Annotated in this window: 23 protein-coding genes and 1 tRNA gene; 9 read left to right on the plus strand and 15 right to left on the minus strand. The window is 63.3% G+C overall.

The window, feature by feature from the left end:
* Positions 1–12 precede the first annotated feature (12 nt).
* Positions 13–726 carry a phosphate regulon transcriptional regulator PhoB gene (phoB, locus tag BG83_RS0103630; protein ID WP_024975443.1) on the plus strand — a complete coding sequence of 238 codons (714 nt, stop codon included), beginning with the start codon at positions 13–15 and terminating at the stop codon, positions 724–726.
* A gap of 84 nt (positions 727–810) precedes the next feature.
* The gene (phoR, locus tag BG83_RS0103635) at positions 811–2,139 is read left to right on the plus strand and encodes a phosphate regulon sensor histidine kinase PhoR (protein ID WP_024975444.1); all 1,329 of its coding nucleotides are present in this window, start codon (positions 811–813) and stop codon (positions 2,137–2,139) included.
* A gap of 78 nt (positions 2,140–2,217) precedes the next feature.
* Here the strand turns inward: phoR and ppk1 are convergent, their stop codons facing one another.
* Positions 2,218–4,389, minus strand: a complete 2,172-nt coding sequence (gene ppk1 / locus BG83_RS0103640) for a polyphosphate kinase 1 (RefSeq protein WP_024975445.1) — start codon at positions 4,387–4,389, stop codon at positions 2,218–2,220.
* A 169-nt stretch (positions 4,390–4,558) separates the two neighbouring features.
* Here ppk1 and ppx point away from each other — a divergent pair, with 169 nt between their 5' ends.
* Positions 4,559–6,082 (plus strand): exopolyphosphatase, encoded by a 1,524-nt coding sequence (gene ppx / locus BG83_RS0103645; RefSeq protein ID WP_024975446.1) that lies wholly within the window; start codon positions 4,559–4,561, stop codon positions 6,080–6,082.
* Positions 6,083–6,162: 80 nt separating this feature from the next.
* On the opposite strand, the gene BG83_RS0103650 is transcribed toward ppx, so the two are convergent.
* The 5 genes from BG83_RS0103650 to BG83_RS0103670 all read right to left on the minus strand — a co-directional run bounded on the left by BG83_RS0103650 (position 6,163) and on the right by BG83_RS0103670 (position 9,039).
* Positions 6,163–6,996 (minus strand): GNAT family N-acetyltransferase, encoded by an 834-nt coding sequence (locus BG83_RS0103650; RefSeq protein ID WP_004634231.1) that lies wholly within the window; start codon positions 6,994–6,996, stop codon positions 6,163–6,165.
* 128 nt (positions 6,997–7,124) lie between these two features.
* Positions 7,125–7,598: a phosphohistidine phosphatase SixA gene (gene sixA / locus BG83_RS0103655; protein ID WP_024975447.1), complete on the minus strand. Its 474-nt coding sequence runs from the start codon at positions 7,596–7,598 to the stop codon at positions 7,125–7,127.
* 139 nt (positions 7,599–7,737) lie between these two features.
* Positions 7,738–7,814: transfer RNA gene (locus BG83_RS0103660), tRNA-Pro, on the minus strand.
* A gap of 35 nt (positions 7,815–7,849) precedes the next feature.
* Positions 7,850–8,671 carry a sulfite exporter TauE/SafE family protein gene (locus tag BG83_RS0103665; RefSeq protein WP_024975448.1) on the minus strand — a complete coding sequence of 274 codons (822 nt, stop codon included), beginning with the start codon at positions 8,669–8,671 and terminating at the stop codon, positions 7,850–7,852.
* 2 nt (positions 8,672–8,673) lie between these two features.
* Positions 8,674–9,039 (minus strand): ArsR/SmtB family transcription factor, encoded by a 366-nt coding sequence (locus tag BG83_RS0103670; RefSeq protein ID WP_037031548.1) that lies wholly within the window; start codon positions 9,037–9,039, stop codon positions 8,674–8,676.
* A gap of 100 nt (positions 9,040–9,139) precedes the next feature.
* On the opposite strand from BG83_RS0103670, the gene BG83_RS0103675 reads away from it, so the two are divergent.
* Positions 9,140–10,000 carry an MBL fold metallo-hydrolase gene (locus BG83_RS0103675; protein ID WP_024975450.1) on the plus strand — a complete coding sequence of 287 codons (861 nt, stop codon included), beginning with the start codon at positions 9,140–9,142 and terminating at the stop codon, positions 9,998–10,000.
* A gap of 4 nt (positions 10,001–10,004) precedes the next feature.
* On the opposite strand, the gene BG83_RS0103680 is transcribed toward BG83_RS0103675, so the two are convergent.
* On the minus strand, positions 10,005–10,901 hold the full coding sequence (locus tag BG83_RS0103680; protein WP_024975451.1) for a LysR family transcriptional regulator ArgP: 897 nt from the start codon (positions 10,899–10,901) through the stop codon (positions 10,005–10,007).
* A 74-nt stretch (positions 10,902–10,975) separates the two neighbouring features.
* Here BG83_RS0103680 and BG83_RS0103685 point away from each other — a divergent pair, with 74 nt between their 5' ends.
* The gene (locus tag BG83_RS0103685) at positions 10,976–11,617 is read left to right on the plus strand and encodes a LysE/ArgO family amino acid transporter (RefSeq protein WP_024975452.1); all 642 of its coding nucleotides are present in this window, start codon (positions 10,976–10,978) and stop codon (positions 11,615–11,617) included.
* A 105-nt stretch (positions 11,618–11,722) separates the two neighbouring features.
* On the opposite strand, the gene BG83_RS0103690 is transcribed toward BG83_RS0103685, so the two are convergent.
* Positions 11,723–12,181, minus strand: a complete 459-nt coding sequence (locus tag BG83_RS0103690) for a MerR family transcriptional regulator (protein ID WP_024975453.1) — start codon at positions 12,179–12,181, stop codon at positions 11,723–11,725.
* A 92-nt stretch (positions 12,182–12,273) separates the two neighbouring features.
* On the opposite strand from BG83_RS0103690, the gene BG83_RS0103695 reads away from it, so the two are divergent.
* The gene (locus BG83_RS0103695; protein WP_024975454.1) at positions 12,274–13,509 is read left to right on the plus strand and encodes an NADH:flavin oxidoreductase/NADH oxidase family protein; all 1,236 of its coding nucleotides are present in this window, start codon (positions 12,274–12,276) and stop codon (positions 13,507–13,509) included.
* Between the two features lie 92 nt (positions 13,510–13,601).
* Positions 13,602–14,435 (plus strand): aldo/keto reductase, encoded by an 834-nt coding sequence (locus BG83_RS0103700; RefSeq protein WP_024975455.1) that lies wholly within the window; start codon positions 13,602–13,604, stop codon positions 14,433–14,435.
* A 4-nt stretch (positions 14,436–14,439) separates the two neighbouring features.
* On the opposite strand, the gene BG83_RS0103705 is transcribed toward BG83_RS0103700, so the two are convergent.
* From BG83_RS0103705 to BG83_RS0103715, 3 genes are all read right to left on the minus strand, one after another.
* On the minus strand, positions 14,440–14,859 hold the full coding sequence (locus BG83_RS0103705; protein WP_024975456.1) for a hypothetical protein: 420 nt from the start codon (positions 14,857–14,859) through the stop codon (positions 14,440–14,442).
* Positions 14,860–15,033: 174 nt separating this feature from the next.
* Positions 15,034–17,733: an alpha-ketoglutarate dehydrogenase gene (gene mdeB / locus BG83_RS0103710; RefSeq protein WP_024975457.1), complete on the minus strand. Its 2,700-nt coding sequence runs from the start codon at positions 17,731–17,733 to the stop codon at positions 15,034–15,036.
* Positions 17,734–17,823: 90 nt separating this feature from the next.
* Positions 17,824–18,840 carry a 1-aminocyclopropane-1-carboxylate deaminase gene (locus tag BG83_RS0103715; RefSeq protein WP_024975458.1) on the minus strand — a complete coding sequence of 339 codons (1,017 nt, stop codon included), beginning with the start codon at positions 18,838–18,840 and terminating at the stop codon, positions 17,824–17,826.
* A gap of 145 nt (positions 18,841–18,985) precedes the next feature.
* Here BG83_RS0103715 and BG83_RS0103720 point away from each other — a divergent pair, with 145 nt between their 5' ends.
* Complete coding sequence (locus tag BG83_RS0103720; RefSeq protein ID WP_024975459.1) at positions 18,986–19,507, plus strand: Lrp/AsnC family transcriptional regulator; 522 nt, start codon at positions 18,986–18,988, stop codon at positions 19,505–19,507.
* On the opposite strand, the gene BG83_RS0103725 is transcribed toward BG83_RS0103720, so the two are convergent.
* The gene (locus tag BG83_RS0103725; protein ID WP_024975460.1) at positions 19,504–21,003 is read right to left on the minus strand and encodes an aminotransferase class V-fold PLP-dependent enzyme; all 1,500 of its coding nucleotides are present in this window, start codon (positions 21,001–21,003) and stop codon (positions 19,504–19,506) included. The two genes, BG83_RS0103720 and BG83_RS0103725, sit on opposite strands and share 4 nt — an antisense overlap.
* A 145-nt stretch (positions 21,004–21,148) precedes the next feature.
* Between BG83_RS0103725 and BG83_RS0103730 the strand changes: the two genes are divergently transcribed.
* Entirely contained in the window at positions 21,149–21,619 is a 471-nt protein-coding gene (locus BG83_RS0103730; RefSeq protein ID WP_024975461.1) for an Lrp/AsnC family transcriptional regulator, read from the plus strand.
* A gap of 96 nt (positions 21,620–21,715) precedes the next feature.
* Here the strand turns inward: BG83_RS0103730 and BG83_RS0103735 are convergent, their stop codons facing one another.
* The 3 genes from BG83_RS0103735 to tssG all read right to left on the minus strand — a co-directional run bounded on the left by BG83_RS0103735 (position 21,716) and on the right by tssG (position 25,301).
* Positions 21,716–22,909, minus strand: a complete 1,194-nt coding sequence (locus BG83_RS0103735) for a GGDEF domain-containing protein (protein WP_024975462.1) — start codon at positions 22,907–22,909, stop codon at positions 21,716–21,718.
* 282 nt (positions 22,910–23,191) lie between these two features.
* Positions 23,192–24,274 carry a type VI secretion system protein TssA gene (tssA, locus tag BG83_RS0103740; RefSeq protein WP_024975463.1) on the minus strand — a complete coding sequence of 361 codons (1,083 nt, stop codon included), beginning with the start codon at positions 24,272–24,274 and terminating at the stop codon, positions 23,192–23,194.
* The gene (tssG, locus tag BG83_RS0103745; protein ID WP_024975464.1) at positions 24,261–25,301 is read right to left on the minus strand and encodes a type VI secretion system baseplate subunit TssG; all 1,041 of its coding nucleotides are present in this window, start codon (positions 25,299–25,301) and stop codon (positions 24,261–24,263) included. The genes tssA and tssG overlap by 14 nt, the downstream gene beginning before the upstream one ends.
* Positions 25,302–25,312 lie beyond the last annotated feature (11 nt).

The following is a 25,312-nucleotide window of genomic DNA, read 5'->3' on the forward strand; positions in this document are numbered from 1 at the left end:
GGAGACGTGAGCATGCCGAGCAGTATTCTCGTCGTAGAAGACGAACCGGCGATCGCTGAACTGATCGCCGTCAACCTGCAGCACGCGGGGCACTACCCGATCCGCGCGTACAACGCCGAGCAGGCACTGTCGCTGATGAGCGATGTGCTGCCCGACCTCGTTCTGCTCGATTGGATGCTGCCGGGCAAGTCGGGCGTGATGTTCGCCAAGGAGCTGCGCGCCAACGAGCGCACGCGCCAAATCCCGATCATCATGCTGACGGCCCGCAGCGAAGAGCAGGACAAGATCATGGGCTTGGACAGCGGCGCGGACGATTACGTCACGAAGCCGTTCTCGCCCAAGGAACTGCTGGCTCGCATCAAGGCCGTGCTGCGCCGCCGCGCGCCGCAGCTGACCGACGACGTGGTGGCGATCAACGGCCTGAAGCTGGATCCGGCCACGCACCGCGTAACGGCCACGAACATCGAAGCAGAGAATCCGATCAAGCTGGACCTCGGCCCGACGGAGTTCCGTCTGCTGCATTTCCTGATGACGCATCCGGAGCGCGTGCACAGCCGCTCGCAGCTGCTCGACCAAGTGTGGGGCGACCACGTTTTCGTGGAAGAGCGCACGGTGGACGTGCACATCAAGCGTCTGCGTGCAGCGCTCGCGCCGGGCGGCTACAGCAACATGATCGAAACCGTGCGCGGCAGCGGCTACCGCCTGGCGCGCAATCCGGGGCAATAACGTATCAGTCAGACGAGCGCGCGAGCCGGGGTTTCCAATCGCGCGTTCACACGTCCGTCGCGGTCCAGCGCTTAGAATGCCTTCATGAACGTCTTCTGGACCCGCTTTGCCGTCTTTGCCGCCCTCATGGGCATCGTCACGGCATGCCTGTATCTCTTCGTCGACCATGTCGTTGCGCTGGCCGTTCTCAGTGCAATGCTGTTGGCGATGCTCCTGTATTACGTCTATCAGATCCAACGCCTGTGGCGTGTGCTGGACTCGCCGGCCTATGGCGAGATTCCCAGCGCGTTGGGTCTGTGGGGCGAGGTCTACTACCGCCTGCATCGGTTGATGAAGGGCTGGCGCACCCAGGTGCTGCAGGTTGAACAACAGCACAGCCGGTTCATCCAGGCCATTCAAGCGTCGCCCAACGGCGTGCTCATGCTTGACGGCGAAGACCAGATCGAATGGTGCAACGCGGTCGCTGAAGAGCACTTCGGTCTCTCTGCCAGGCGTGACCTGCGCCAACGCATTACCCACCTGATCCGCCGACCGGAGTTCGTGCGCTACCTTGCGCGCGGCGAGTTCGAGGAGCCGCTCACCATGCATGACGTGGGCCCGCACAAGCAAAGCATCATCTCTGCCCAAATCTTGCCGTATGGCGAAGACCGCAAGCTGCTGGTGTCGCAGGACATCACCAAGCTGGAGAACACCGAAGCGATGCGCCGCGATTTCGTGGCCAACGTCTCGCACGAGCTGAAGACGCCGCTGACCGTGCTCTCGGGTTTTCTGGAAACGGTGCGCGACCTTCCGCTGCCGGAAGAAGACAAGAAGCGCTACCTGGACATGATGCATACGCAAGCCATGCGCATGCAGCATCTGGTGGAAGATTTGTTGGCGCTCGCCACGCTGGAGGGCAATTCCGAGCCACCGTCGCTGGCGCCCGTGCCCATGCAGCGCATGATGCTGCAGCTGCAGCACGATATCGAAGCGCTGTCTGCGGGCCGGCACACCGTCAGCATGACGTGCGATCCCGCCGTGAGCGTGTGCGGCGCCGAGCTTGAACTACTTTCCGCATTCAGCAACCTGGCGTCCAACGCGGTGCGCTATACGCCCGATGGCGGCACGATCCGCCTCGATTGGGGCGTGCGCGATGGGCACGCGGTGTACTCCGTCACCGACACTGGGATTGGTATTGCGCCCGAACATATTCCGCGTCTGACCGAGCGTTTTTATCGCGTGGACCGCAGCCGTTCACGCGACACCGGCGGTACCGGGCTGGGCTTGGCCATTGTCAAACACGTGCTATCACGCCACGGTGGAGAACTGCAGGTGACCAGCGAGCACGGCAAGGGCAGCACCTTCCGCGCCGTGTTCCCGCCGGAGCGCACGGTGGTGCGCAGCGCCAGCGTTGCCGATGAGCGCGTCGCCTGATCACCAGTTCTCTCCATCCATTGAGCGAATGAAAAACGCACGCTGTTGAGCGTGCGTTTTCGTTTGCAGCGCTGGCGATCAGCCTGCGGAGATCTCCACCGGTGCACGCACCGTCGGTTCCGCAGCCGTTGCCGCCGCCACTGCGGCAGCCGTCTCCGCCGCTGCAGCGGCCTGCGGCGAGAAGTGGTTCAGCAGTTCCAACTGGCTGACGCGCACGTGCTTGCCCCGCGTCTGACGCTGCACGTAGCGGCCATCCTGCTGCATGACCCACGCCGACGCGTTGTCGCGCAGATGCACCTGCAGGCTTTCCCTGATGACGCGTGCCTTGAGCTTGCGGTCCAGCACGGGGAATGCCACCTCCACGCGGCGGAACAGGTTGCGGTCCATCCAGTCGGCGCTGGAGAGATAGACGACTTCCTCGCCGCCGGCATGGAAGTAATAGACGCGGTGGTGCTCCAGGAAACGCCCGACGATGGAGCGCACGCTGATGTTCTCCGATAGCCCCGGAACGCCCGGCTTGAGCGCACATACTCCGCGCACGATCAAGTCGACTTTCACGCCCGCCCGCGACGCCTTGTACAACTCGTCGATGATGGCCGGCTCCAGTAGCGCATTCATTTTGCCGATGATGCGCGCACGTTTGCCTGCGCGAGCAGCACGTGCTTCGGCTCGGATGTGCTCGATCAGGTTGTCGTGCATCGTGAACGGCGAGTGCCACAGATGATGCAGCTTGACCTGCGCGCCCGTGCCTGTCAGCAACTGGAACACGTGATGCACGTCTTCGCAGATTTGCTCGTTGGCGGTCATCAGGCCGAAGTCGGTGTAGAGGCGGGCGGTCTTGGGGTGGTAGTTGCCCGTGCCCAGGTGCGCGTAGCGGCGCAGCTTGACCGTCTTGCCCTTGCCAGACACCTCGCGGCGCACCACCAGCAGCATCTTTGCGTGGCACTTGTGGCCAACCACGCCATACACGACATGTGCGCCGGCCGATTCAAGCTGGTCCGCCCAGTTGATGTTCGTCTCTTCGTCAAAGCGCGCGAGCAGTTCGACGACAACGGTCACCTCCTTGCCGTTGTGCGCCGCTTTGATGAGCGCTTCCATTACCGTGGATTCGTTGCCGGTACGGTAGACGGTCTGCTTGATGGCGACCACGTCAGGGTCGCGCGCAGCTTGCTGCAGCAGTTCCAGCACGGGCGTGAAGCTTTCGTACGGGTGGTGCAGCAGGATGTCGCCCTGGCGGATGGCGTCGAACACGTTCGAGCTGTTGGCCACCTGCTTGACTGTTGCTGGCACATGCGGCGGGTACTTCAGCACCGGCTTGTCGACCATGTCGGGCACTTGCAGCAGGCGCACCAGGTTCACAGGGCCCTTGACGCGGTAGCAGTCTGCGTCGGTCAGGCCGAACTCCTGCAGCAGGCGCACCACCAGTGCCGGTGAGGTATCGTGCGCGAGTTCCAGCCGCACCGCGTCGCCAAAATGGCGCGTGGATAGTTCGCCCTGAAGCGCTTCGCGCAAGTCCGTGATTTCATCTTCCGACACGAACAGGTCGGAATTGCGTGTTACGCGGAATTGGTAGCAGCCGTGTACGTCGATCTGCGGAAACAGTTCGTGCACAAAGCCCTGCATGAACGACGAGAGCAGCACGAACCCGTACTGGTAGCCCGACAGTTCCGGCGGCATCTGCACAAGCCGGGGCAGGGCGCGCGGCGCCTGCACGATGGCCAGTTCAGCTTCGCGGCCGAAAGCATCCTTGCCCGACAGCTCGATGATGAAGTTCAAGCTCTTGTTCAACACGCGCGGGAAGGGGTGCGCCGGGTCCAGTGCCATTGGCGTCAGGATGGGCACCAGTTCGCGCTGGAAGAAACTGCGGCACCAGGCGCGCTGGGCTTCATTCCAGTTGGTCGTCATGTGGAAGAAGACGCCTTCCTTCTCCAGCAGGGGCAGGATGTCGTCCTGCAACATGGCATACTGTTGCGCGACCAGCTGCCGCACCCGCTCCGAAACCACGCCAAATGCCTGCTGCACCGACAGCCCGTCGGGCGTGACCGACGAAGGGTTGTCGCGCATCTGCTCCTTCAATCCGGCAATGCGGATTTCAAAGAACTCATCGAGATTGCTCGACACGATGCAGATGAATTTCAGCCGCTCCATCAGCGGCACACCCGGGTCAGCGGCCTGGGCGAGCACACGGGCATTGAATTCCAGGATGCCCAGTTCGCGATTGAGCAGATCGCCCGCGGGCAATGTCGACATGTTGTGTTCAGACGGATGACGATCCGGCCACTTTTTCATAGTTCGGTGTCAAATTTGTGACACATTGAAGTTGTCATGTTCGGGACACAATAAAGACATATTTTGTTGCGCATTGTTTCGAACAACAATACTCCGCGCCCCTGATTCTGCTCCTCAACCGTTTTCATTCATGAGTCCCACCCCCCGTCTGCTGGCTGCTGTCGACATGGGCTCCAACAGCTTCCGGCTGATGATCGGCCGTGTCGACGAAACCCCTGGTGGTACCCAGATATTCCAGGTCGATGCGCTGCGCGAACCCGTGCGTTTGGCCGCCGGGCTTACGCAAGATAAATACCTGGATCAGCCTGCGCGCCGCCGCGGTGTCGACGCCTTGCGCCGCTTTGGCGACCGCCTGCGTGATTTCTCGCCGGAACATGTACGTGCCGTGGCCACCAACACCTTGCGCGTGGCCAAGAATGCGCAGGAATTCCTGATCGAGGCGGAAGCCGCGTTGGGGTTTCCCATCGAGGTGATTGCAGGCCGCGAAGAGGCACGGCTGATCTATCTCGGTGCATCGCATGACGCACCAGCGTGCCAAGGCAATCGGCTCGTCGTCGACATCGGCGGCGGCTCGACGGAGTTCATTATCGGCAATGGCTACAAGCCCAAGCTGATGGAGTCGCTGTACATCGGTTGCGTTTCGCACAGTCGGCATTTCTTCCCGAACGGCAACGTTGATGAATACGCGATGAAGCAGGCCGAGTTGGCCGCGCGTCGCGAGATCCAGGTACTCGTGCAGCAGTACCGCACGGCGGGCTGGAACCAGGCCGTCGGATCATCGGGTACGGCACGCGCCCTGGCTGAGCTGATCGAGCTGAACGGTTTCAACGACAAGAGCAACGAACACGGCATCACACGCGAAGGGCTGGAGCGCCTGAAACGCGCGCTCGTCAAGTCGGAGAATACCAACCGCTTGAAGCTCAACGGCTTGAAGTCGGACCGGATTCCGGTGCTGCCGGGCGGGCTGTCGATCATGCTGGGCGTGTTTGCAGAGCTCGACGTCGACCGCATGGACGTGACCGATGGCGCCTTGCGCCTGGGTGTGCTGTATGACCTGCTCGGCCGTACGCATCACGAAGACATGCGCACGGTGACGATTGAACAGTTCATGCGCCGCTACAGCGTCGACCGCGCGCAGGCGAGCCGCGTTCGCGATGCGGCGACGGCGCTCTTGTCGCAGTTTCCTGACCCGCCCGATGAGCGCCGCGAAGACAATCTCGCGCTGCTGGGTTGGGCGGCAAACCTGCACGAGATCGGCATGAGCATCTCGCACAGCGGGTATCACAAGCACTCGGCGTACATCGCCAGCCATGCCGATATGCCGGGCTTCTCCAGGACCGATCAGGCGCGGCTCGCGACGCTGCTGCTGGGCCATGCAGGCAAGCTTGGCAAACTCTCGGGCGGTGGCAAGTTCCTCGATTGGCGGATGCTGTTCAGCCTGCGTCTGGCGTTTGTGCTGTGCCGTCGTCGGGGAGCGATCCAACTGCCCGGCCTGCGCGTGCGCCACAGCGAAGGCGAACTGAATGAAGGTGGTTTCGAGGTCGAACTGCCCAAGAGCTGGATCGAGCAGAATCCGCTGGTGGAATACAGCCTGGCGAAAGAAGCCGATGAGTGGCAGCGCATCGGTCGCCGCTACAAGGTGGTGTACGTGTAAGGCATCTCGCTGCATCCCAAGCAAAACGGCCCGGAGTTACCCGGGCCGTTTTGTTTTGCGTGGTGCTGTTCGGAGCGAGATCAGCCGCGCAGGAAGTGGCGTGCGTACCGCGGGTTGATGTCCGACAGACGCAGCAGCGTGAGGAAATCGGCGACGTTGAAGTCAGGGTCCCAGGCCGGTGCGCCGCAGATGCGTGCGCCCAGACGCAGATAACCCTTCACGAGCGCAGGCGGCTCGACTTCGAGATCCTGGTTCAGTTCGTCTACCGGCAGTGCCACGCGCGGGAAGGCGTGGTACTCGATCGGTGCGAGTGAGCCATCGTCAACGAAGCTGCGATACAGGCTTGCAGCAAAGTGCCCGCCGTCGCCCATCGACACGCTTGCGCAGCCCAGCATCGACTCGAAGCCGTAGCGCTGCATGTATTCGCCCAGACCGGCCCACAGCGCCATGATGACGCTGCCCGACCGGTAGTCGCGGTGCACGCACGAGCGGCCTAGCTCAACCATCTTCGGGCGCAGGTGCGCCAGGCGCACGAGGTCGAATTCGGATTCAGAATACAGGCAACCGATCTGCTTGGCAGCGTCCGGGCGCAGCACGCGGTAAGTGCCGACCACGCGCAGCGTCTTCTGGTCGCGCACGATCAGGTGGTCGCACACGGCGTCGAACATGTCGACGTCCAGTTCGGTGTGGGCCGAAGGCAGGCGGGCGCCCATTTCTTCGGCAAACACCTTGTAGCGCAGGCGCTGCGCTTCGGTCACTTCATCCTGATGGCGCGCCCACGAAACGGCCAGAACAGGCTTGTCACGCGCTGGAACAGCGTCGGGTGAGCGAGGAAGGCCCCTCCGTGCGTTGCCCAGATTCAGGCTCGGCAGTGCGTCGATCAACGGCTGGGTGGGCGTCGGCAGGTCTCGCATTCGTGCATCCCCAAGGGTGGATTTCGGGGCGATTCTAGAGACGCTGCGTGACAGATCCGCGACAAAAGCGTGTCAATCGTGACTATTGCGTGAATTTTGCGTGGCGATGCTGTGACGAGGGCGATGTGTCACACGAGATCGGGATTGACCACCGCGCGCAGCACGGTCTGCGCTTCGTCTTCGCGCATGCGGCGGCTGAGCCACCACACGCCGGCTTTCTTCACGCTCCAGTCCATTTCCACGCCCGCGATGAGCAAGCTGGCGAGACGGCCCAGCCACGGCTGATGGCCGACCAGCAGCAGGTTCGTATTCGACGGCCAATCCAATGCATCGAGGATCGCGCTGACATCCGCGCCGGGCGCAAGTGCGGCCAGCGTCTGGAAATGTTCTGTGAGGGCGCGTGCGGTCTGCTGCGTGCGTACAGCGGGGCTCGCAAGTACGAGTGTGTCTTCTGGCAGGCGAGGGCGCAGCCAATCGGCCATCTTCTCGGCCTGCTTGTGACCACGCTTGGTGAGTTCCCGCTGCAGATCGGTGTTGCGCTGGATGCGCAGTGATGCGGCCACGTCTTCGGCTTCAGCGTGGCGCCACAGGATGAGGTTCATGGGGAAAGTGAGCGGCATTGCTTTGATGCGGATGCTGTCTTTATAGCATCGCCAGATGACGCCACGAGCCGTAACGCGCCGCTCCAAAGCAAAACGGCTTACGTAGTGAACGTAAGCCGTTTTGTTTGCTGCTCAATTCTGGTCGGGGCGGCAGGATTTGAACCCGCGGTCTTCCGGTCCCAAACCGGACGCGTTACCAGACTACGCTACGCCCCGAAGAACGCGATTGTACCGCTTTCGCAACACGCTGGTCAAATCAGTGTTCTGGCGATCATGCCCAACGCCACGACGCCCGCGAATGCGGCGAATCCTTGCTGCAGCGCTGGCCCCGCCAAATGCCTCGCAAAGCGCCGGCCCGCCAGCATGCCGGTCAAGGCGCCGGCGGCAAACGGCAGCGCGATATGCCAATCGACATGCCCGCCAATGGCCGAGGCGACCACACCGCCCATGGACACCAGCGCGATCACCGCTAACGAGGTGGCGACGATGGTTTGCATCGGCAGATCGGTCGCTCGGCGCAATGCGGGCACGATGACAAAACCGCCGCCCACGCCAAGCAATCCGGACAGGAAGCCCGCGCCCACGCCCGACGCGGCCAATGCACGCGCACACGGCAACGTCCAGACCAGCTTGGCTGTGGTGGTGTCAAGGTGACAGGGCGGTGCCGTCCGCCTTGGCTGGGGCTCGGTTGACGGTGCCGCGCGAGCTTGCCGAAACATGCGCAGCGCCACGTAGGCGAGCACCACTGCAAATAGCAGCGTGAGCGGCGTGTTTGGCACGCGGTGCGCAACCCAGATGCCGAACGGCGAGATCAGCACGCCGCACAGCGCCATGAGCCCAGCGGCCTTGTAGCGGACCTTGCCTTCCCGCAAGCCGAGCATTGCGCCCAGCCCGGCGGACAGCCCTACCGCCAGCAGTGCAATCGGCGCAGCTTGCTGCACCGACAGATGCAATCCGAAAATCAGCAAGGGCACCGCGACGATGGCCCCGCCCGCGCCTGTGAGCGCCAGAATGAGCCCCACCACAGAGCCCAGCCCCGCGCTGATGATCCAACCCGCTTCCATGGGCGACATGATCAGTGTCCCGCCATCTTCTTCAAGACCTTGCCGCAGTACAGCTCAGAGAGTGTCTGCATGATCTGGATGACCTCGAAGCTGGCGAGCCGGTAATAGATGTATTTGCCTTCGCGCCGCGTGGTGACAAGGCCCTCGTCGCGCAGCACGCCCAGTTGCTGCGACAGGCTGGGCTGGTGCAGACCCACCAGCGCCTCCAGTTCGCCGACGTTGCGCTCGCCTTGCGTAAGTTGGCAGAGCAGCAGCAGGCGGTCTTCGTGGGCCATGGCCTTGAGCACGGCGCACGCCTGCGACGCGGAGGCGCGCAGCATGGAAATGGCCGCCTCGGGCAGCGGCACAACATCGGGACTGGCTGTGGAGTGGCTCATGGGGCGTGGCGCAGGGTTCTATTCGCGCTGTTTGCACTATTGGCAGACAGAATGTCAGACGATATTCTATAAAAATATAGATTGTTCGGGAAAGTTCACCATGCACGCCCAGATCGAATCCTTTTTCGACGCCGATACCTGCACCATGACCTACGTTGTGCACGCAGGCCCCGGCACGCCGTGTGCCGTGATCGACTCGGTACTCGACTACGACCCGAAATCGGGCCGCACGACGACCCGATCGGCCGAGCGCGTTGCCGCGTTCATCGAAGCGCAGGACTTGCGCGTTGAATGGCTGCTGGAGACCCACGCGCATGCCGATCACTTGTCGGCCGCGCCGTATCTGCGTGGGCGTTTCGGCGGGCGCATCGCCATCGGCGAGCGTATTTGCGTGGTGCAGGGCGTGTTCAAGCCGATCTTCAATCTGGAGCCCTCATTCCTGCTCGATGGCTCGCAGTTCGACCACCTGTTCGCGCCGGACGAGGTGTTTCATATCGGCAATCTGGAAGCAAAGGCGCTGGCCGTGCCGGGCCACACGCCGGCAGACATGGCCTATCAGGTGGGCGATGCGGTGTTTGTGGGCGACACGCTGTTCATGCCGGACGTGGGCACTGCGCGCTGCGATTTTCCGGGTGGGAATGCGGGCACGCTGTATCAGTCGATCCGCCGCCTGCTGGATCTGCCGCCGGACACGCGGCTCTACATGTGCCACGACTACCCGCCCGCCGGTCGCGAAGCCATCTGCCACACAACGGTGGCCGAGCAGCGCAGCGCCAACATCCATGTGCGCGATGGCGTGACCGAGGCTGAGTTCGTGCAGATGCGCACGAGGCGCGACGCCACGCTCGGCATGCCAACGCTGATGCTGCCGGCCATTCAGGTGAACATTCGTGCGGGCATGTTGCCCCCGGCCGAGCCGAACGGCGTGCAGTACCTCAAGATCCCGCTGAACGCGCTGTAACCGCTTAGGGCGGGAGCAGCGCGGCGCGCGCGGCGCTCAGCACCTCGCGGCTGAGTGTGTCGAGCAGCGCCGATGCCGCACGCGCGTGCTGCCAATGCAGCGGGACGTCCAACGGTGTGTCCGGCACCAGCTCGACCAACAAACCGTCTTCGAGATGCTGCGCAATCAGCGCATGTGGATGCAGCCCCCAGCCCATGCCGGCCACGGCCGCGGTCACAAATGCCTGTGACGACGGCAACAGATGGCGTGGCAGTTCCACATGCCGATGGCACAGGCGCCTTGCCCAGGTTGCCTGCAACGCATCTTTCGTGTTGAACACGAGGCAGGGCGCCTGCGCCAACGCACCTGCACCGACGCCGTCTGCGAAATGTTGCTGCACGAATGCCGGGCTGGCTGCAGCCAGATAACGCATGGCCCCGAGCGGGCGGCTGTTGCAGCCCGTGGCCGGCCGCGCGGTGGCCGTAACGGCAGCCAGCACGGCACCGCTGCGCAGCCATTCCCCGGTGTGATCCTGGTCATCCACCGCCACCTCCATCAACACCGGATGTGCTGCTGCGAAGGTGGCGATCGCTGGCGCGAGCCAGGTCGCCAGGCTGTCGGCGTTCACGGCAATCGGCAGCGCAACGCGGGCGACGCCTTCTGGCGCCAGCGTTGGCAGCGCGCCTTGCAGTTCCTGTTCGAGCAGGCGAACGCGGTCTACGTGCTGGCAAAGCCGCCGGCCGGTTTCAGTCGGGCGGCACGGCTGATCACGCACCACCAGCGCGCAGCCAACGCGTTCCTCCAGCAGCCGGATCCGCTGCGAAATGGCAGATGGCGTGACGTGAAGTGTGCGGGCAGCCCGCTCGAAGCTGCCTTCTCGGATGACGGCTGCCAAAGCGGCCAAGGCGGAATAGTCGAGCACGAAAGTTAGAAAAACTGAATTGGATGAAGAAAAGATAGTTTGTCTTCATCAAGTCGGCCCGGCAAGCTGCGCGCATGACAACCTCGATTGCGACTTCCTCTTCCGTATTCCTGCAGGGCTTGGCTCTGAGCCTGGGGCTGATCGTGGCCATTGGCGCGCAGAACGCTTTCGTGCTGCGTCAGGGGCTGCGCCGTGAACACGTGGGCAGTGTGGTGCTGTTCTGTGCGATGGCAGATGCGCTGCTGATTCTGGCGGGTGTGCTTGGCATGGCGCAGGCGTTGGGAGAACGGCCCAATCTCGCGCGTTTTCTTGCGTTGGCGGGCGCCGCATTCTTGCTGCTGTATGGCGTGCAGGCACTAGGGCGCGCCCGGCATTCCAGCCACTTACGGGCAGCCGCAGGTGGCGATGGCCTCAGCCGCGGCGCGGCGCTGGCGCAGGCGGCGGCCTTTACGCTGCTCAATCCGCACGTCTATCTGGATACGATGTTGCTGGTGGGCAGCATTGGTGCTCAGCAGGCGTCGGCACTGCGCGGCTGGTTTGTGGCGGGTGCGGGGTCGGCCAGCCTGTTCTGGTTCGTGACGCTGGGGTTTGGTGCGCGTTGGCTCGCGCCATGGTTTGCCCGGCCGAGAGCGTGGCAGGTGTTGGATGGCTTGATTGGCGTGACGATGCTGGTGCTGTCTGCCTTGCTGCTGCGTCACGCGCTGGGCGGGTTTTGAGTCGATTCGATTCCGCTACCGTAACGCCGCCGCCGTCTGCATGCCCTTGCGCACGCGGAGCACTCCCAGCGATTTCAACAACGCATGCCCTTGCAGCGTCACGCCTCAGCCGCGCTTTCTTGCCAGGCGCACCGGCGGTTCTGCAGCGGGCTGCTTGAGCGGCCGCAGGTTCATCTTGTCGAACACGCGGCGGGCGCGGTCGGCGCAGTCTTCGCCGTCGGCCTCGTGGTCGATTTCGCGGATGAGCGCAAGCAAGTCGCGCTTGTTTTGCGCCATGTGCTGCTCAAGCACATCGATTTCCGCCACTTTGCGGCGTAGCGCCAGCAGCAATTCTTCGCGCGGCCATTCGCCCAGATGTCCGGGCAACAGGGCGCGAATTTCTTCCAGTGAGAACCCCGCGTTTTGCGCGCGCAGGATGATCTCCAGCCGCGTGACCGATTCCGGCGCGTATTCCCGATACCCATTGGACTGCCGCTCAGCCGGCTGTAACAGGCCGCTGGCTTCATAAAACCGGATGCGGGAGGCGGCCACACCGCTCAGGCGGGCCAGTTCACCAATCTTCATGTGCGTGCTCCGCAGGCTTGACATTCAAGTTGACTTTAAGCTTAGGGTTCAGGTGTCGTCAAATGTCAAATCCCCCAACGCGGATGCCACCCATGAAGCTCTTCACGCCCCTCGTTCTGCCCAACGGTGCGGTGATTCCCAATCGCCTTGCCAAAGCTGCCATGGAAGAGAACATGGCCGACGCCGATCACGCGCCATCCGACGCGTTGCTACGCCTGTATGAAGCGTGGGCCGCAGGCGGCGCCGGCTTGATCCTGACCGGCAACGTGATGATTGACCACCGGGCCATGACGGGCCCGAAGGGCGTCGTGCTCGAAGACGGCGCGCATCTGGAACGCTTTCGCCGCTGGGCGCAGGTCGCGCGGGCGCATGGCGCGCATGCTTGGGTCCAGATCAACCATCCGGGTCGGCAGATGCCAGCGTCGCTCGGGCAACCGACGCTGGCGCCTTCAGCGGTGCCGCTGGCGCTCGGCGCGTTGTCCAAACAGTTCCCGGTGCCGCGTGAGATGACCAAGGCGGATATCCGCGAAGTCCAGCAGCGCTTTACCCGCAGCGCGCACTTGGCCGAGCAGAGCGGTTTTACCGGTGTGCAGATCCACGCCGCACATGGCTATCTGCTGAGCCAGTTTCTCTCGCCCATTTCCAACCGGCGGCAGGACCAGTGGGGCGGCCCGATCGAGAACCGCGCGCGCCTGCTGCTCGATATCGTGCGCAGCGTGCGCGCCGCTGTGTCGCCGCAGTTCGTGGTGTCGGTCAAGTTGAACTCGGCCGATTTCCAGCGCGGTGGCTTCAGCCCTGACGATGCCAAGCAGGTGGTCGAGCTGCTCAATCCGCTGGGTGTCGATCTGGTGGAGTTGTCCGGCGGCAGCTATGAAGTCCCGGCCATGCAAGGGCACTCGCGTGATGGCCGTACGCTTGCCCGCGAGGCGTATTTCCTGGAATTCGCGCGCGACATTGCCGCCATTGCCCGCATGCCGCTGATGGTGACGGGCGGCATCCGGCGCCGGGTGGTGGCGGAGCAGGTGGTCGACAGCGGCGTCGATATGGTGGGCATTGCGACCGCGCTGTCCATCGATCCGAACCTGCCGCGCGACTGGGCTGGCGGCAAGAACAACGCGCCGGCGCTGCAGCCCATCACGTGGAAGAACAAGGCGCTCGGCGCACTGGCCAACATGGCAGTCGTCAAGTTTCAGCTCAACCGGCTGAGCGAGGGGCGCACGACAGACCCGCGTGTGTCGCCCCTGCGGGCGCTGATTCAACAGCAACTGGCCGCAGCGTGCCAGTCGCGGCGCTACCGCCGATGGACGGCGCAACGGCAGGCGCGCTAGGGCGTATTTTCTGACCGGACCGGCGCAGCCTTACCGCTGCGCCGCGTCTCTTGTAGATTCATGTTTTGCCTCCCCGATTCGGAAAGCACGACATGAAACAAGTCACTCTGCCCAACGGCGAACGCGTCCCTGCACTCGGCATGGGCACCTGGAACATGGGCGACGACCGCGCCACGCGCGATGAAGAAATCGCCACGTTGCGTCTGGGCCTCGATCTGGGTTTGCGCCTGATCGACACGGCCGAGATGTACGGTGAAGGCCTATCCGAATCGTTGATCGGCGAGGCCATTGCCGGGCGGCGCGATGACGTTTTTCTGGTCAGCAAGGTCTACCCGCACAACGCCAGCCGGCGCGGCATTGCTGCGGCATGCGAGCGCAGCTTGCGCCGGCTCGGCACTGATCGCCTCGATCTGTACCTGCTGCACTGGCGCGGCGATGTGCCGTTCGAAGAGACCTTGGAAGGCCTGCAGGCCCTGCAGCGCGAAGGCAAGATCCGCCATTACGGCGTGAGCAATCTTGACCTGTCCGATATGGAGGAATGGTGGGACGCGCCGGGCGGCAATCAGATTGCCGTCAACCAGCTGCTGTACAACCTCAGCCGGCGCGGCATCGAATGGGACTTGCTGCCCTGGCTGCACGAGCGCCATGTGCCGGTGATGGCCTATTCGCCCATCGAGCAGGCCCGGCTGGTTCGACATCCAAAGCTGGTGCGCTTCGCGCAGGAATGCGGCATGACGCCGGCACAGGTCGCGCTGGCGTGGCTGTTGGCGCGCGACGGCATCATCGCCATTCCCAAGACAGGCCATCGCGAGCGGTTGCGCGAAAACATCGGCGCGCTGGCGCACACGCTCACGGCTGAGCAACTGGCGACGCTGGACAGCATCTTTCCGCCGCCTAAGGGGCCGCGCGCGCTGGAGATGCTGTAACCGCTCAGCGCGACTTCGCCAAGTAGCGCTCGTGATCGACGTAGCCCATCAGGTAGACGCGGGCTTTGTCGCGGGTGTCTTTGGTGACGCGGTCGGCGGCCTTGCGCGCGCCGGATGATGACATCGACGCACTAAGGTGATCGCGGAAACCGTCGTGCATGGTGCGCAGGTCGCCTTCGCAGGCATCGAGCGCGGAGGCGACCACGGCTTTCGTCTGCGTGGTGCCCGGCACGCCGCTATCGGCCTGGCGCTGAACGCACGCCATGTAGTTGGCGCGCAGCACCTGCCAGCCGTTGTCTGCGCTGGCGTCAGTGGCCGCCGCGGCGGCGCTGGTCGAATCGGCGGGCTGCTGTTGCGGGTGCGATGCGCACGCACCAAGCAAGGCCAGCAGGACGAGAGACGGGCAGGTCAGGGCTTTTTTCATGGCATGGACTGTACTGCACGGCTGCGCTGCGTGCGTTGGCCGAAGTCGCCCTCAGTGCACCCCGTAACATTTGGAAACGAAAAAGCGGGCGTGACCAAAGGCCCTGCACCAGCACGCCGCGAGGCATGGGGTCGGGCGGTCACGGGCTCGCTGCGCCCCTGTGTCAAAGGCCTTTCATCGCATCCAGGGCGCGTCCGTGGCCGTCGCGTGTTTGCCGTATCGCTCAGCCGCTTCGCGCACCACGGTGCGATCCAGTTCACCGTCGTCTGCCAGCGCCTTCAACGCGGCGATGACGATGGACGCGCGGTCCACCTCGAAGAACTCACGCAACGCCCGGCGCGAGTCGCTGCGGCCAAAGCCGTCGGTGCCCAGCGTGACATAGCGGCGCGGTACGTGTGCCCGGATCAGTTCGGGTACGGCCCGCACGTAGTCGGTGGCGGCGATGACGGGCCCGTGCGATTCGCGCAAGACGGCCTCCACATACGAAGGCGCGGCTTCACCGCCGAGGCGGGCGATGCGCTCTGCGGCGATGGCCTCGCGGTGCAGCTCTGAGAAGCTCGTCACGCTCCAGGTGGTGGCGTCGATGTTCCAGTCTTCCTTGAGCATCTGCGCGGCGGCCATGACTTCGCCCAGGATGGCGCCCGAGCCCAGCAACTGCACGCGCGCGGTCGACAGGCTTTGCGGTGTCAGCGGATACATGCCTTTGAGGATGCCCGCACGCAGGTCGCTGTCCGGCATGGAGGGCTGCGCGTAGTTCTCGTTCGTCACCGTCAGGTAGTAGAACGTGTCTTCCTGCCGCTCCAGCATCGCGCGCATGCCTTCATCAACGATGACGGCAATCTCGTAGGCAAATGCCGGGTCCCACGCGCGGCAGTTGGGCACCGTGGATGCGGCAAGGTGGCTCGTGCCGTCCTGGTGCTGGAGGCCTTCACCGCCGAGCGTTGTCTTGCCCGCCGTCGCGCCGATCAGGAAGCCGCGCGCCCGCTGGTCCGCCGCCGCCCAGATGAGATCGCCAATGCGCTGGAAGCCGAACATCGAGTAGTAGATGTAGAACGGCAGCATCGGCAGATCGTGCGTGCTGTAGGCCGTGGCCGCGGCAATCCACGACGAGATGGCGCCGGCTTCGGATATGCCTTCCTCCAGGATCTGCCCACCGGTTTCTTCGCGGTAATACAGCATCGAACCCAGATCTTCCGGCTCGTACTGTTGACCCAGCGGCGAGTAGATGCCGACCTGGCGGAACATGCTGGCCATGCCAAACGTGCGGGCCTCATCCGCCACCACCGGCACCATGCGCGGGCCGAGGGCACCGTCCTTCAGCAGGTTGCCGAACATGCGCACGATGGCCATCGTGGTCGACATCTCGCGGCCTTCGGCTTGCAGCGCGAATTGCCCCCAGGATGGCAACGCAGGCACGGTCAGCGCCTGTGTTGCCGCCTTCCGCCTTCTAGGCAGATAGCCCCCCAGGGCAGCCCGGCGCGCATGCAGGTATTGCATCTCCGGGCTGTTTGGCGCTGGCTTGTAAAACTTCAACTGCTCGACGTCGCTGTCGGACAGCGGCAGGCGGAAGCGATCGCGAAACGCCTTGAGCTGATCGACATCGAGCTTCTTCTGCTGGTGCGTCGTCATCCGGCCTTGCCCAACGCTGCCCATGCCGAAGCCCTTCATCGTCTTGGCGAGGATCACCGTGGGCTGGCCCTTGTGCTGCAGCGCCTTTGCATAGGCGGCGTGGAGCTTGCGCACGTCGTGGCCGCCGCGGCGCAGGCGGTCGATGTCTTCGTTGCTGAAATGCGAGACAAGCGCGGCAAGCTCGGGGTTCTGGCCGAAGAAGCGCTCGCGGTTGTAGGCGCCGTCGTTGGCAGAGAAGGTCTGGAACTGGCCGTCCACGGTCTGCGCAAATGCCCGCAGCAAGGCGCCGGAACGGTCGCGGGCGAAGAGGGCATCCCAGTCCGAGCCCCACAGCACCTTGATGACGTTCCACCCGGCGCCGGTGAACTGCGCTTCGAGTTCGTCCACGATGCGGCTGTTGCCGCGCACGGGCCCGTCGAGCCGCTGCAGGTTGCAGTTGATGACGAATACGATGTTGTCGAGCCGCTCGCGCGCCGCCAGCGAGAGGGCGCCGATCGATTCCGGCTCGTCCATTTCCCCGTCGCCGAAGAAGCCCCACACCTTGCGATCGGATGTCTGCAAGAGGCCGCGGTTTTGCAGGTAGCGCATGAAGCGCGCCTGGTAGATCGCGTTGATCGGCCCGATGCCCATTGATCCGGTCGGGAACTGCCAGAACTCCGGCATCAACCACGGATGCGGATAGGAGCAAAGCCCCGGGCCCGTGATCTCACGCCGATAGTGTTCGAGATGCGCTTCATCAAGGAAGCCTTCGAGATACGCACGCGCATAGACGCCGGGCGAAGAGTGCGGCTGGAAGTAGACCAGATCGCCGCCGTGCGCCGCGTTGTCAGCCCGGAAGAAATGATTGAAGCCGACTTCGAAGAGATCGGCTGCTGATGCGTAGCTTGCAATGTGGCCGCCCAGCTCTCCGTAGGCCTGGTTGGCGCGCACCACCATGGCGAGCGCATTCCAGCGCAGCGCGGCGGCCAGTCGCTCTTCGGTATCGATGTCTCCGGGATACGGCGGCTGCGCCTCAACGGGGATCGTGTTGACGTAGGGCGTGACGCGGGCGAGGGCGGTGCCAACGCCAAGCTTTGAGGCGCGTTCTGCCAAGCGGTCGAACAGGAACTGCGCCCGCGAGGTGCCGGCATGCTGTACGACGGCATCCAGCGCGTCGAGCCATTCGGCGGTTTCCCCTGGGTCGCTGTCTTCGGTGCGATGCACGAGGGAGTGCATCGACGCGGCCCCCGTCGATAAATCCGTCATGGCGGTTCTGCCTTGAGGAAGGATTGGAAGGCGGGCCGTGATCACGCGATGCACGCCCGCGCCCGGATGCGCCGCTGGGGCGCGTCCGCATCAACCGTTGCGGAAGATGAAACTGTATGCGTTGAGTGCCGGCACGCCGCCCAGGTGCGCGTAGAGCACGCGCGAGCCTTCAGGAAATTCGCCGTTGCGCACCATGTCGATCATGCCGTGCATGGATTTCCCTTCGTACACGGGGTCGGTCAGCATGGCTTCCTGGCGCGCGCACAGACGAATGGCTTCGAGCGTTCCTTCATTGGGCAGGCCGTATTCCGGGCCGCCGTAGCGCGTGTCGAGCACCACGTCTTTCTCCGTGATGTTTCTGCCGAGGTCGACCAGCTCAGCGGTGTGCTGCGCAATGCGCAGGATCTGCGCGCGCGTCTGCTCCGGCTTGGCCGAGGCATCGATGCCGATCACCTTGTCGGCCCGGCCATCTGCTGCAAAGCCGACGACCATGCCGGCTTGCGTGCTGCCCGTGACCGAGCACACGACGATGTAGTCGAACTTGAAGCCCAGTTCTGCTTCCTGCTGGCGTACTTCTTCGGCAAAGCCCACAAAGCCCAGGCCGCCGAGCGGGTGTTCGGAGCAGCCGGCCGGAATCGGGAACGGCTTGCCGCCGCGCTTGCGCACGTCTTCCATGGCCTGTTCCCAACTGGGCCGGATGCCGATGTCGAAGCCTGCCGCATCGAGGCGCACGTCGGCGCCCATGATGCGCGACATCTCGATATTGCCGACGCGGTCGTACACGGCGTCGGAGTAGTTGACCCAGTTTTCCTGCACCAGCACGCACTTGAGGCCGAGGTGTGCGGCCACGGCAGCAACCTGGCGCGTTTGGTTCGACTGAATGCCGCCAATGGAAACCAGCGTGTCGTACCCGCCTTCCAGCGCTTCCGGGATCAGGTATTCGAGCTTGCGGGTCTTGTTGCCGCCGAAGGCCAGGCCGCTGTTGCAGTCTTCGCGCTTGGCAAACAGCTCCACCTTGCCGCCCAGGTGCGCGCTCAATCGTTTCAGCGGTTGGATGGGCGTCGGCCCGAACGTCAGCGGATAGCGGGGGAATCTTTGCAGGTTCATGAGGTGGCTCCTTCAGTGCCGCAAGTGGCGGGATGTCGGAAACCAATGGTACGCAGAACGCCGCGAAATGAGGTTGCAAAGATCGTCTACCATCCGGAACGTATCCGGATGAAAATCAAATTCCTAAATTTTTAATTCTGCCTAAATGAAAAAGAACGAAACGAAATTGCAGGAGCCGTCCGCCGCATCGGCAGCTTCTGCGCGCCACGCCTTGGATCGCACCGATCGCGCAATTCTGAGGGCGCTGCAGCGCGATGCGTCCATCTCAAACGTGGCGCTTGCAGCCAAGGTGAACCTCAGCCCGCCGGCCTGCCTGCGCCGCGTGGAACGGCTCAAGGAGCTGGGTCTGATCAAGGGGATTGTTGCGCTGCTCGATCCGCGTGCGCTGGATCTGGGGTCGCTGGTGATGATCGGCGTCGTGCTGGATCGCTCAACGCCGGAATCGTTCACGGCATTTGAAAAGGCGGTGCAGAAGGTGCCAGGTTGCCTGGAGTGTCACGTCGTAACCGGCGAGTTCGACTACTTCATGCTCGTGCGCACCAAGGACAACGAAGGCTATAACCGGCTCCACGCCGAGCAGTTGCTGTATCTGCCGGGCGTTCGGCAGATCCGGACGTTCATGGTGCTCAAGCAGGTGCTGTCGACGACGGAGCTGCCGGTGGCTTAGCCGAGGGTGGGAGCGGCTAAGCCTTTGCGTTGATCCATCAGGCGGTTCCAGAGCATGCCGGCCCGGTTGCCGCTTCTGCAATACGCAAGGATGGGCTTGGGCAACGTGTCGACCAGTTCGCCAAAGGCCGCGACGTCTGCATCGCCAATGCCGTTCGGCTCGACCGGCAGGCAGCGCGCTTCCAGGCCCAGCTCGCGGGCGGCAGCGGCAATGTCCTCAAAGGCGGGTTGGTCGATGCTCTCGCCGTCTGGGCGGTTGCAGATCACTGAGCGGAAACCTGCATTGCGGATGGCCTTCAGATCCGCCGGCATGATCTGCCGCGAAGCCGTCAACCCGCTGGATGCCGTGGCGCGGCATTGCTCAATCGCACGCTGGAAACATGCGGCGGCAAAGTCGACGTCCTGCTCGGTTGCAAAGCGGCCCAGGCTGATGCGCACGGTGCGGCCCGCAGCATCAGCATCCAGGCCAATGGCCGTCAGCACGTGCGAGGGCGTGCCCGCAGCGGAGTTGCACGCCGACGTTGACGACACAGCAAGATCGTCGCCCAGCATCATCGGCATGAAGCCGGGCGCGTTCACCGTCAGGCTCAGCGTGTGGGGAATGCGGCGTCCCACGTCGGCGTTCTGCACCACATCGCCCAGGGCCAACACCGACGCCTTCAGCCGCTGGCTCAGCGCAGCAATGCGGGCGGTCTCGTGATCAAGTTCTTCCGCCGCCAATTCGCACGCCACGCCCATGCCCACGATCTGATGCGTTGCCAGCGTGCCCGAGCGCAGACCGCGTTCGTGTCCGCCACCGTGGATTTGCGGCGCAATGCGCGAGGCAATCTCGCGGCGCACATACAGCGCCCCGATCCCCTTGGGGCCATACACCTTGTGTGCGGACATCGACAGCATGTCGATGCCGAGCGCGCGCACATCAATCGGCGTCTTGCCGAGTGCCTGCGCGGCATCGACATGGAACAGCGCGCCCGCTGCGTGCACGATCTGGGCGATCGCGCGAACATCGGTCAGCGTGCCCAGCTCGTTGTTCACCAGCATGAGCGATACGAGACCGGTGTCCGGCGTCATCGCAGCGGCCACGGCTTCCGGGGTAATTTCGCCGTCGCGTGTTGGCGAGAGATACGTCACTGAACAGCCGCGCGCTGACAGGTTCGCCATCGTGTCCAGAATGGCCTTGTGCTCGATGCGGCTGGTGATGAGGTGGCGCTTGCCCGTGGCGGCGTCGGCGTAGCCCTTCAGCGCGAGGTTGTTGGATTCGGTGGCGCCCGACGTCCAGATGATCTCGTCGGCATCGGCACCAATGAGCGCAGCAACCTGCTCGCGTGCCTGTTCGACCTTGTTCCGCGCGACGCGCCCCGTCGCATGTGAACTCGACGCAGGGTTGCCGAAGGCGCCTTCCATGCCAAGGCAGGCGGTCATGGCCGCAATCACGCGAGGGTCGGCCGGCGTGGTGGCTGCGTAGTCGAGGTAATGGAGGGTGTTGCTGTCGCTCATGTCGTTTTCTGTGCTGCGGTGGAGGCAGAAAAATGATACGGTGGACAGCCCGGAAAAATAATTCAAAGTTTCCTGTTTATTCCTCCATGGTGCGGAAAATATTCCTTAGAATTCGTCATATATAGAACGAAATTTTTCTGCAGAAATGGACGCTATTGACCGCGAACTACTGAGGCTGTTGCAGGCCGATGCGACGCTGCCCATCGCCGAGCTTGCGCAGCGCGTGAACCTTTCGCAAACACCGTGCTGGAAGCGGGTGCAGCGGCTCAAGGACACGGGCGTCATCCGCGCCCAGGTGGCGCTGTGCGACGCACGCAAGTTGGGCGTCGGCACCACGGTGTTCGTTGCCGTACGAACCGATCAGCACACCGAGAAGTGGGCGCAGCGTTTCACGCAGGTGGTGCGCGATATGCCCGAGGTGGTGGAGGTCTACCGGATGAGCGGCGAGATGGACTATCTGCTGCGCGTTGCGGTCGCAGGTATAGAAGACTACGACCGCGTGTACAAACACCTGATCAAGTCCGTGCCGCTGTCGGACGTGAGTTCATCGTTTTCAATGGAGCAGATCAAGTATTCGACTGCGCTGCCGGTGCGGGATGTGGGGCAGGGAGATTGAGGATGTATTTGCGCCTGAACTGCGGGGAGGGGGGCTTCGTAGCCGCCTCGTAGGGAATGGCCAATTATTCAGCTATCGAAGTTCGCCAACCCAGCATCAGCAGACCAGTTTTGACGTGGCAGTCGCTCCATGCGTTTCGACGCCGCGTTCGTGAGCCTCTGAGGCGATGATGACCCGGTTGCGCCCTTTTTCCTTCGCCATATAGAGCGCCGCATCCGCTCGAGCGAGGGTGGTCGCCAATGTGTCTCCGGGCATGACACATTCGACCCCCGCGCTGAAGGTGCAACGCACGCCTTCTCTTGGCGACTGCTCGACCGCGAGCCGGAGTTCATCCGTCAAAGCCGCTGCGGCGGTCTTTCCCGTATCGACCAGGACAATCGCAAATTCCTCACCACCGAGGCGGCCGACAAGATCGCCCGGCCTGAGCCGCGTGGATACCACCGACGTGACATGCTTGAGGATGCGGTCGCCGACGGCATGGCCGAAGCTGTCGTTGACGGCTTTGAACTTATCGATGTCCAGAACGGCAATCGACAACGGTCTTCCGCTTGCCACCGCGTCGTGAAGCAACACGCTTGCCCTTGCCATGAACGCTCGCCGCATCAGTACGCCCGTGAGTTCGTCAATATTCGCGAGCTGCTCCATCCTCCGGGCGAGTTGATCGTGCGCGAGCATCACCATGCCTGTCGACATGCACGGGAACGTGACGATCGCCAGCCCGAGAAAAAGAACGTTCCAGGCTGACGGCTCGGGAAAAGCCGTTTGCGGCAGGCCGAAGGCAACGGCGATCGCCCGCGTGACATGGAACAGTGCGCCCAGGTATGCGGCCGCGGCAACGAATCGATAGGGATAGCGGGCGCCATCGTGCGGCGCGTGTCGCAGGGCCAATGTCCCGACAGCAATCCGAGCATAGGCAAAGAACACCGACACGATCCCAATCTTCGCGCTGACGTTCGGCGATACGAGCGTGAAGTACACCAACGCAACGAACGCGATGGCGAATGCCCCTGTCTCTTGAGGCACCGCCCAAGCCTTGCCAAAAAACTGGCGCATCCCCTGTACGAGCAACAGGACGGCCGTCAGCGTGATGAGCGCAACTGCGAGGGTGACGAACCGCCCTTGCAGACTGCCCGCGATCAGCACACACGCCGCCGCCACAGCCAGCAACCCGTGGGCCACGCACCAGCGGCCTATCCCCGGCACGGCGGTCCGAAGCAGTGATCCAAGGATGGCGACGCCCATCAAGCAGGACACCATCACGATACCTATCAGAGCGAGCGGGCTGAGCATGAGATCGGGACTGGTGACAAGAATGGGGAAAGACAAGCACGCATTCGGCAACCGAGCCCAAACCGAATGGGCCGACTTGCGCCCACGGCCGCTGGAAGTGTTCTGGAGCGACCAGGCTTCGGTGCGACGAAGTATTCACCACAACCTTTCTTTATCGGCAGATCGGTGCGCCGCTTAAGGCTCTTTTTCGCAATGCGTTGTCACAGGAGACGCAACGTGTGCGGGAACGCGGGGGAGGCGCACAATTACTGTTCGATCTCGTACATGCCGCACACGGCACCATTATTCGTTCTGCGCCCACCGCTCCACGAGATCTGCTGGAATCGCCTGAAACACCTTCGCAAACGGCTTTCCCACCATCGACTCTGCCTGCCGAAGCAACAGCGCGACCGGACTGCTTGGCTCATGCGCTTCAAACCAAGTGCGAGCGAGGCGGATTTGCGTCAAAGCGGCGTGGCGGCTGGTTGGCATATCGTCGACATTCTCGGTGGAGGCGGGTTGCAAGTCTGCCTGTGCGAACGGCGCAACGTTGGTGGATAGCGACGATGGCGCCGGTGCCGCAACAGGTGGAATTTCAGTTGCCGGCGCAAACTCAACCGCCACAGGCTTTGTCCGGCCAGGATGACCGACCAATTGCAGCAGCCGTATCAAGGGCTTCAGATCTGGCGCGTGGTCGGGCAGTGAAGCTTCGGTCCACAGCTGAATGGACTGCGCGAGCGCGCAGGCTTCATGCATAGACTCTATCTCAGGTAGTCCTTGGCTCCGGAATGCTTCCAGTTGCTGATGCACTGATTCCGGTGCAAGCGCATCGGCTGGACGTGACATGCCCAGCGCACGCTCGATGTCGCGCATCTGAAGGCGGATGGCATTCCTGCCCAGGGCAATCTCGCGCACGTCGGCTAACAACCCTTGTGGATCGACTAGCGTCGCGAGCGCGTTTGCCCGAACGCCAGGGTCAACCTCCCCATCGATCTCAAGTTGAGGATGGACTTGCTCGGGAAAGGCCGTCAGCACCGCATGCAGTAGCGCGAGTCCATCACGCAGGCCCTCGGCCTGGTCCAGTCGAGTGCGACATCGTAGAAAGAGTGTCAGTAGCCGAATGTCCTTGGTGCGCAATAGCAGCCGTTGGCAGTCGCGCTCCAGCTCAGGCCAATTCAGTGCCTCGGTCGGCGCCACAAAGTCGCCATACTGGGCCGCCTCGCGCGGGGTTGCACGGGCTTGCAGCACCACAAACTCCGTGTCGTATTCAAGGTCCGGACCACATGGCTGATCCTCACTGATGGGCAACGCCAACTCAGCAAACCGGATCGTGGCTTCGGATGCAGGCTTGGAAGCCTTAGCCGTCAAAATCTTATTGAGCAACATAGTGTTCAGGTTGGAAAACCATGCCCGTAATGGCGCGGCTCGTATCGGGCTGCCCAAGCCAGGTCGACCATCCCAGCCGCTCATCTGCGCCTAGCACCGCCGGCGGGGCAGATTGTGGTTGCACTTGCAGCTCGACTTCCCACTCAAACTCAAAGCCCACAAAGCTGCGCACCCACTCCACCAGCACGGGCAGATCGCGTCCCTTGGGGGTGAAGTTCAAATACTGCTGCAGGTCTAGCGGCCCGATAATGAGCCGAAACTTGTGCTGGCGATCGGGCACAGCCTCGCCGAGCAAGGCGCCTTGCCCCATCACGCTGGTTGCACCCGGGCGGCCGAGGTGGCTGCACTCGGCAGCATCCAGTGCAATCCAATGCAGCACAAACTCCTGCAACTGCACCGGCACCCCAAAGAAGTGCGATAGCGCCGCCACGATGCCGTCTGGGCTACGCGATTCGCGCACATGGTGGGCGCTGGCTGCCAGCCGTGCATGTGGCGGCAGCGCGCTGCCGGAAATTTCATCGGTCTCAACTCCCGCCAGCCAGCCGATGTAGCGCGAAAACACCTCCTCGTCAGGCCGGTCCAACCCAGCTGCCGCTTGTGAGCCAGCCCAAGCCTGATAGAACTGCGTCAGCGCACGGTGGTGGAAGATGTCGAGAAACGCAGCGGAGGTGTTGTCGTGGTGCGCCTCGGTCCGCTCTCGAACGATTTCCGTCAGGTGGATCGGCAGCGCGCCATTGGGCCCCAGCATGCCCAGACCGAACAACTGGATATGCAAGCCATCGGCGCGCTGCTCCAGTTTCACAATCTCGCGCGGCGCAAAGGTGAGTGAAGCCACTTGCCCGATGCGGAAGGGTTCCGCCTGCGGGCGAGGTGCGCGACCGACAGGTGGCAGCGAGGCATGGCGCGCAGACAGGCCTCGCAGCAGTCCAAGAAAGCTCAGCTTCCATGGTTGCAGAGCCCCGTAGTGGCTTTGGGCGTGCCGTGCTGGCGCGGGCGGTGGCCCAAGATCATCTTGACCGTGGAACATGGCTAAATGAC

It is taken from the genome of Ralstonia pickettii, assembly GCF_000607165.1.
Taxonomy (GTDB): Bacteria; Pseudomonadota; Gammaproteobacteria; order Burkholderiales; family Burkholderiaceae; genus Ralstonia; species Ralstonia holmesii.

What these genes read in the sequence shown, in the direction of transcription:
- BG83_RS0103670 (WP_037031548.1), bottom strand. Translation starts at nt 9,039, where the DNA reads ATGAGCCACTCCACAGCCAGTCCCGATGTTGTGCCGCTGCCCGAGGCG.
- BG83_RS0103685 (WP_024975452.1), top strand. Translation starts at nt 10,976, where the DNA reads ATGACAACCTCGATTGCGACTTCCTCTTCCGTATTCCTGCAGGGCTTG.
- BG83_RS0103735 (WP_024975462.1), bottom strand. Translation starts at nt 22,909, where the DNA reads ATGCTCAGCCCGCTCGCTCTGATAGGTATCGTGATGGTGTCCTGCTTG.
- BG83_RS0103725 (WP_024975460.1), bottom strand. Translation starts at nt 21,003, where the DNA reads ATGAGCGACAGCAACACCCTCCATTACCTCGACTACGCAGCCACCACG.
- phoR (WP_024975444.1), top strand. Translation starts at nt 811, where the DNA reads ATGAACGTCTTCTGGACCCGCTTTGCCGTCTTTGCCGCCCTCATGGGC.
- mdeB (WP_024975457.1), bottom strand. Translation starts at nt 17,733, where the DNA reads ATGACGGATTTATCGACGGGGGCCGCGTCGATGCACTCCCTCGTGCAT.
- tssG (WP_024975464.1), bottom strand. Translation starts at nt 25,301, where the DNA reads ATGTTCCACGGTCAAGATGATCTTGGGCCACCGCCCGCGCCAGCACGG.
- tssA (WP_024975463.1), bottom strand. Translation starts at nt 24,274, where the DNA reads ATGTTGCTCAATAAGATTTTGACGGCTAAGGCTTCCAAGCCTGCATCC.
- BG83_RS0103720 (WP_024975459.1), top strand. Translation starts at nt 18,986, where the DNA reads ATGAAAAAGAACGAAACGAAATTGCAGGAGCCGTCCGCCGCATCGGCA.
- BG83_RS0103665 (WP_024975448.1), bottom strand. Translation starts at nt 8,671, where the DNA reads ATGTCGCCCATGGAAGCGGGTTGGATCATCAGCGCGGGGCTGGGCTCT.
- phoB (WP_024975443.1), top strand. Translation starts at nt 13, where the DNA reads ATGCCGAGCAGTATTCTCGTCGTAGAAGACGAACCGGCGATCGCTGAA.
- BG83_RS0103715 (WP_024975458.1), bottom strand. Translation starts at nt 18,840, where the DNA reads ATGAACCTGCAAAGATTCCCCCGCTATCCGCTGACGTTCGGGCCGACG.
- ppx (WP_024975446.1), top strand. Translation starts at nt 4,559, where the DNA reads ATGAGTCCCACCCCCCGTCTGCTGGCTGCTGTCGACATGGGCTCCAAC.
- BG83_RS0103700 (WP_024975455.1), top strand. Translation starts at nt 13,602, where the DNA reads ATGAAACAAGTCACTCTGCCCAACGGCGAACGCGTCCCTGCACTCGGC.
- BG83_RS0103690 (WP_024975453.1), bottom strand. Translation starts at nt 12,181, where the DNA reads ATGAAGATTGGTGAACTGGCCCGCCTGAGCGGTGTGGCCGCCTCCCGC.
- ppk1 (WP_024975445.1), bottom strand. Translation starts at nt 4,389, where the DNA reads ATGTCGACATTGCCCGCGGGCGATCTGCTCAATCGCGAACTGGGCATC.
- BG83_RS0103730 (WP_024975461.1), top strand. Translation starts at nt 21,149, where the DNA reads ATGGACGCTATTGACCGCGAACTACTGAGGCTGTTGCAGGCCGATGCG.
- BG83_RS0103650 (WP_004634231.1), bottom strand. Translation starts at nt 6,996, where the DNA reads ATGCGAGACCTGCCGACGCCCACCCAGCCGTTGATCGACGCACTGCCG.
- BG83_RS0103675 (WP_024975450.1), top strand. Translation starts at nt 9,140, where the DNA reads ATGCACGCCCAGATCGAATCCTTTTTCGACGCCGATACCTGCACCATG.
- BG83_RS0103695 (WP_024975454.1), top strand. Translation starts at nt 12,274, where the DNA reads ATGAAGCTCTTCACGCCCCTCGTTCTGCCCAACGGTGCGGTGATTCCC.
- sixA (WP_024975447.1), bottom strand. Translation starts at nt 7,598, where the DNA reads ATGAACCTCATCCTGTGGCGCCACGCTGAAGCCGAAGACGTGGCCGCA.
- BG83_RS0103705 (WP_024975456.1), bottom strand. Translation starts at nt 14,859, where the DNA reads ATGAAAAAAGCCCTGACCTGCCCGTCTCTCGTCCTGCTGGCCTTGCTT.